Genomic DNA, 5,722 nt, shown 5'->3' with positions numbered 1-5,722 from the left:
TCCACGGCAACGGTCCCGCCGAAAGGCGGGGCCGTTTCTGCATCGACGTCTCTTCTCACGCGGGTGATCAATCGCGCGTTCAGCGCGCTGCGGCCCGGCGGCTCCGTGCCCGGCTCCGGCATATGCGGTTTGTCCCCGGCGTAGCGACGGCAGATGTTCTAGGCATACCCATCAGATGTCTACCCCTCGTTGTCTTGCCATTGCGCTTCACCTCGCCCAAGCCGGATGATGCGCGAGCTGCGACGGTCGGTCGCGAATTCAACATGGCACAGACTTGGTCGAAATTGCCGAAGGCGCTGTCGGATCCCAACGATGGAGCGGTAGTCCGGCGTCGTGACCGACACTGCGCCCGTATGTTCTTCAATCTCGATGCGACCCGGCATTCCCACATCGACAAAGTTGGGCACGTCGCCTTGCATCGTCCAGTCCTGAGTTGTCCACTTCGAGGTTGCACCACTGAGTGCGTCATTTCTGAACTTCTTCCAGATATGCGCTGTATCGGCGGTCGGCCAATCGGGCTGAGCCGAGAGCGCTGCAATCTCATTCGATCGCAACCATCGGTTCATTTCCGCCCCACCGACGAAAACCGGTTGTGTTTCACGAATCGCGGCCATTGCGGCGACTCGGGAGGGCAGTCCGGCCCGGACTAGACTCGCCATCATGGCCTGCGGCACGCCGGCCTCAAGAACGGCCGCGGCGCTGCCTTCAACAAAGTCCGATTCTCCGCCGCTCGCACGGCGCCGCATCCGGATCGCCTCGATTGCCCATACAAGCCGATAAACGAACGCGTCTTCGATGACGCGCATGTTGTCCAGACCGATCGTGACAACATCGGTGCCGCGAAGCCAGGCTGCGAGGAGCTCGCGCCAATTCGCCGGCAGATCGACATCCGGCACGAATGGCCGAATGCCGAACAAGCGCGCCGCCATGCCGGTGAGAGCGGCGCTCAAATCGTCAATTGCGCCGGTCTGTGCTGCGTCATCAGCCCGATCAAGAAGTTCCGTCAATTCAGGGGCGATCGCGTCGATGGCGAGGCCCGCTTCCAGTCCAATGCCCATCGCGAAGGTGGCGCGGCGCTGCACGGCGTCCGATTTGTTCCAGATTAGGCGCGCGCGAGCCTGGAGAATCCACAGTTGGTTGTAGCGGGTCTGTTCGCCTAGCCGGGCGATCTGGCGAGACCACAGTGATCCGTTCAGGGCTTCGTCGATTAGCCGCGGAAGCTCCGCGCTGCCACTGTCCAGCGCTTCGATGAGACCAAAGACAGTTGCATCGAGCTTTTCGATCAGACTCTCGATCGGCTCGGCATCAGCGGCATGGTCCTGTGGAAACCAGGCCTCCTGGGCATTCGCGAGATACTCCATTGCGTCGGCCCGCAGGAAGACGTTCGCGCGCGCCAGACGGTTGAGCACCTCGGCGACGATGGTGATGATGCCGCTTGAAAGCGACCTTGCCTTCGCCGATCCGACGAGGTCTCGCCAAGCGCGTTGTCGCCACCCCTCGGCTTGGAACATCACGTGCAACACAAGGCCTTCCAGATCGACAAAGGCACGGCCTGCACGCCCGGCCACGTTAGCGAATTCTTCGCCGGACAACGGAACGCCAGCACGGTAGAGGGTCGGAATCAGCAGCACAGCGGCATTGAGGTTGAGACCTTGCGCCAACGTCGGTGACGCAACTGTCACGCGTAGAACGCCTGCGGCGAGCAAGCCCTCCACCTCGCGAAGGAACGGCCCTGGTAACCGACCGTGATGAATCGCGACACCGATCGGCAAGCACCGAACCGCGGGATGATCCGGGCCTAGCCACTCGCGACCCACGGCCAAAGCACGCGCGACCGCGGCTGCGTCGTCAAGCAGCGAGGGCAGATAACCGCGACTGTGCAGGTCAACGATGGTCTCGGCGTATCCCTCGACGTGATCACGTTGCGTGCAGAAGACGAGCGCTCGCTTACCCTGAGCCGAAAACTTCCATGCGGCCGCGAGCGTCAGCTCCTTTGTATCTCTCGGGAACGGCGTGCGCCGTGGCCGGCGAGCTGCCTCCTCCGGGACGAAATCACGAATATAGGGTCCGCCTGCTTCGAGATCGAAGCTCAGGCGGGCCGAGTTACCCTGCCACATGAGGGTGCCGAAGCGTTGCCGCGTTGGTCGCCAGCGCGACTGAATCGGTGTTCCACCTGCATCACTGCGAATCCAAGCGGTCAAATCGTTAAGCTGATCCCCTTCGGGCAAGATCGCCGAGAGACAGACGATGCGACGGGTTTCGTTGTCAGCACGCCTGAGCAGTCTTTGAACGAGGTTCTCGTACCGAATTTCGCGTTCGCTTGGCCCGATCAGGTGACCTTCGTCGAGGACTACGAGCCCGACGTCATCGATGATCGACGGGTCATTCCGCAAGGCGAAGTCCAGCTTCTCCGGTGTGGCGATGACAATATCCTGCGTACGGAGTGCGTCTTCGTCGCCGCCAGCGGCTCCAGCCGCGCCATAGAGCGACGAGACCGAGAACCCAAGGCTCGAGAAAGTCCGACGGAATGATCGTTCCGTCTGGGCGGATAATGCGCGAAGCGGCGTTACAATGAGGACCCGCCTGCGCGCCGCGAGCGCCATCAATGCGGCGATCTCGGCGATTCGTGTCTTGCCAGCACTGGTCGGCAACGCGACGACGAGATCGTCGGTCATGTCGGTTGCTCGTCGGGCTGCTTCGATCTGCGACGGCCAAAGCTCCACCTCGGCGACGTCACGTCCAAAGAGTTCCCCGATGAAGAGTTGGCGCAAATCCTGATAGTTTCCCGCGCCCGCCGGCCCGTCGAGGGGAAGCACCTGATGCAAGCTGCTAGACCACAGGTCATCGACAAGATTGAACGCTATGCGCGCGGTCCACCACAGCGACACGGCATTGGCGTTCCTTGCGAGGGAGATCGCGCGGCGCAGGAGGGACCGAGACTCCTCAATCAGGACCGCGGCCCCGGTCTGAAGAGCGAATTCGAAGAACGCGAGGGCGCGAAAAATGGTTGATGTGGCGATCAACCTGACGGCGTCGTCCGAATCAATCTCTCCTGCGCGCAACGCCTGGCTAATATTTGCATCACCATGGGCTGGGTTCAGCAGCCACGCTCGCGCGCGGCGACCTAGACCGGCCAGATCCCGCAAAATAAGATGCGCCAACGCTTCTTCCGCTGGCGATAGATTCGCGTTCTCAGGCCGTTGAGAGATCAGAGAGAAGGCGAGAGCGGAGTAGCTTGCCAGATGATACGCGGCGGCGCCTGCGATCCGATAGAAGCCCCGGCCGACATCCTCGTGGGAGCCATTTTGCACCAGTGCTTCGAACGCGTTTCCGGCCCGCGCGAAGCCGCGCCGCCAAATCTCATGGTTGCCGCCGCCTTCCCGAAGCGCCATGGATGCGCGCAGCACGGAGAGCGCATATTCGGACAGATCGGTGTCAATCGTTTCTCCGAACGCCGGCGCATCGTCAGGCAGCACGCCGTCGCGGCGAATGATGGACCGCGCCTCGCCGCGAGCTTGCAGCCGACCCCTGACACCGTCAGCGGTCGCCTGCGTCAAGAAGGCTGCCAGTTCGTCAACCGTCTCCAAGGGCGAGTGCTCCCTCGTAGGACAGCCGAATGAACTCCTGATGATCGTCGATCCGAAGGTGGATTACAGTGTGGCTGCGATCAACGCCGGCACCGCGCAGATCGTCGAAAAGCGCTCGGGGCGTGGCATTGCCGGACATCGTGAAGAGAGCATGGTCGATGCGATCGGAGGGAACTGCGCGGCTTGCGACCTCATTTCGGATGATTCGGCCCAATGCCGCGAGCGGACCATCACCCTCCATCAACCTGTCGGCGATAAAGAGCAGGGAGGTCGCCGTCGGCCGGCCACTATCACGCGACAGCGCCGTTCGAGCCTCGATAATCGTTGCGCCGGCGAGATTGGCCCGGCTCTTGGCTTCTCCTTTCAAAAGAAAGAGGTGTCCCTCAGCACTCGATCGCACGCCGATAAAGTCGTCGCCGCGGAGCGCCATCTCGCGGCCATCCTTATAGCGAAGGCGACGAACCGGAACCGAGAAGCCCAACGACTCCTCAACCAGCTCGGTTGCGAAGATTTCCCCTAGCTCGCCGGAGCGTGCCCGCGTGGTTCGGGGAAGACGCTCGGCTAGCAATGCTGCGGCGCTCGCATAACCGAGAAGGGCGACATCCTCCGCTATGCGTTCCATTTCGTCGTAGTGAGAGCGCAGCAGATCGGGAAGACGGCCAGCAATTGCCGCTCGTCCCCCAACCCGCTCGGTAAATTTCAGTAAGCGCTTGCGGCCGTCTTGCGCGGGCTCGCAATCACACCAATCGGCAAACAGCGGCAATCCACTCCCCTATCGGTCGGCACAGGCGTCAATCCTTCGGCTTCGCTCTCGATGCTCGCAACCGCGATTTCGGCCCGGCGCCGGACGCTGCGGCGACCAGCGCGTCCCACGTATCAGGTGGGTTTCCTCGGTTCAGCATCTTCCGGAACACGGCGTAAGCATCCGTCGTGCTGCCATAGGCGCGCAGCGTGTCGTCGTCATTCACCCAAGCCAGGATGATAATCTTGCTCGTGGCCGCCTGCTGATAGCGAAAGAACAACCGATACTGTTGCAAAAATTTCGCGCGAAACCAGTGTTTGTAGTCGGCGCCGAGCGTATCGCCTTGGCGGAATACGTCGCTGGCCGGATCGGCGGGGATGTTCTCAAAGGCGACTTTCAGGACCGCGGCAAGCAGTTTTGCCGCTCGCTTCGTCTTATAGCCTTTCGGGTCTTTGGCACGCGCCTTCTCGACGGCTGCGATTAGGGCCTCCAGCTGATCAAGGAAGAGCGGATGCGCGTAGATGGTCCAGCCATTGATTTCGATCGTCTGGTCCGTCACGCATCGTCGTCCGGCAAGGCTGCGTCGAGATCGACCTCAACGCCCTTGACGAGGGCTGCACCGCGCGCGAGCAGAGTCGAAGGAATCGCTCGAACCCGCGCCGGGTGCGCCGCCATGTCCTTCTCGAGAAAGCGCAGAAAATTTCCGATGACGGGGTCAGCCTGCTCGTCCGCCGCTTTCTTGGCCAGGACGACCGTTCCGTCGGCAAGCCCTCGAAACACCACGCGGTCCCGTTTGCCCAGTGCCAGCATCTTGCGGATGGCGGCAGGAACCGTAGTTTGGCCCCGCTCGGTGATCGTGGCGGGAATTTCGAGGATTTCGGCGGTTTTCGGCATCGAAGGCTCCGATCGTGCGTCCCAATGTAATGCATTTGCATTGTATGTTCAAGGACCGACGGCGTGATGCCCGCTGCGCATCACGCCATTCGAAGCTCCCGCCTTGACGGACCCTGACCATGCAGAAGCCGCCCACTCGATCCCGATGTCGCCGATACAGCACCGACTTTGAAGACGCTGACCGTGGCCAGCTCGATCTCCTCGCCAACGAATGCGAAGGCATGTGCGATCTCTGATCAGCGCTTTCTGCGCGGGTCCCAATTTGTCCCCGGTCGACTGGCATGATAGCGCCCGACGGGCCATCGCAGCCGTGCTCAGCAAAGCCGCGCGGTCACCTGTTGCTTCGGGCTTCGATGTGCATCTTCACGCATTGCCAACCGGGTGCGCTCTGCCGGCGGTTCTGTCCGTCGTCACGACGTCGATTGTCGCCGTTGATGTCCACTAACCGTTTCTCTCGGCTCGCCCACGGCGTCCTCGATTTGGCATGTCTGACCGAAGG

General features: G+C 61.9%; 4 protein-coding genes. All 4 read right to left on the bottom strand.

What is annotated here, in order from left to right; genetic code table 11:
• Positions 1–179: 179 nt before the first annotated feature.
• From HL671_RS37680 to HL671_RS37665, 4 genes are read right to left on the bottom strand one after another with little or no spacing between them, the layout of a single operon-like run.
• A complete protein-coding gene (locus HL671_RS37680; protein WP_172244211.1) occupies positions 180–3,587 on the bottom strand; it encodes a DEAD/DEAH box helicase in 3,408 nt (1,135 codons plus the stop codon).
• Complete coding sequence (locus tag HL671_RS37675) at positions 3,574–4,350, bottom strand: Hachiman antiphage defense system protein HamA (protein ID WP_035653661.1); 777 nt, start codon at positions 4,348–4,350, stop codon at positions 3,574–3,576. Before HL671_RS37675 ends, HL671_RS37680 begins: the two co-directional genes overlap by 14 nt.
• 28 nt (positions 4,351–4,378) lie before the next feature.
• Complete coding sequence (locus HL671_RS37670; RefSeq protein ID WP_021082474.1) at positions 4,379–4,888, bottom strand: type II toxin-antitoxin system YhaV family toxin; 510 nt, start codon at positions 4,886–4,888, stop codon at positions 4,379–4,381.
• Positions 4,885–5,223: a type II toxin-antitoxin system PrlF family antitoxin gene (locus HL671_RS37665; RefSeq protein ID WP_021082473.1), complete on the bottom strand. Its 339-nt coding sequence runs from the start codon at positions 5,221–5,223 to the stop codon at positions 4,885–4,887. Before HL671_RS37665 ends, HL671_RS37670 begins: the two co-directional genes overlap by 4 nt.
• Positions 5,224–5,722: the final 499 nt, after the last annotated feature.

The organism is Bradyrhizobium denitrificans (assembly GCF_013179005.1).
GTDB classification, from domain to species: Bacteria; Pseudomonadota; Alphaproteobacteria; order Rhizobiales; family Xanthobacteraceae; genus Bradyrhizobium; species Bradyrhizobium denitrificans.
This window is presented reverse-complemented; position numbering and strand designations above follow the sequence as displayed.